This window comes from Halomonas sp. ND22Bw, from assembly GCF_003011945.1.
GTDB classification, from domain to species: Bacteria; Pseudomonadota; Gammaproteobacteria; order Pseudomonadales; family Halomonadaceae; genus Halomonas; species Halomonas halophila.
In genome coordinates, this window is sequence record NZ_PXWD01001067.1 from 1 (window position 1) to 264 (window position 264).

The following is a 264-nucleotide window of genomic DNA, read 5'->3' on the forward strand; positions in this document are numbered from 1 at the left end:
CACGACGTTTGGCCCGAGGTTCAGCGCCCCGCCGACGACCAGCCCCCAATCACTCCGCCCGAACTGGCCGGCTGTTTCGACCTGACGCCTCTGGACCGCAGCGCCCTGCCGCGTCTGCCCGTCTGGCTGGAACGCCCCGACGATAATCAGCTGGCGGGGCTTCGGCTGCTGATCGAGGACTGTATGACGATGTCGCCGGACGGCGGGCGGCGCATGATCGACATCCTGTTCGCCCATGTGGCGGACGCCGAGCGGATGCTGCGG

1 protein-coding gene is annotated in these 264 nt (G+C 68.9%); it reads left to right on the forward strand.

Going from position 1 to position 264, the window contains the following annotated elements:
• Positions 1–264: hypothetical protein (locus CVH10_RS21450; protein ID WP_219924964.1), on the forward strand; the 264-nt coding region annotated here is incomplete at both ends.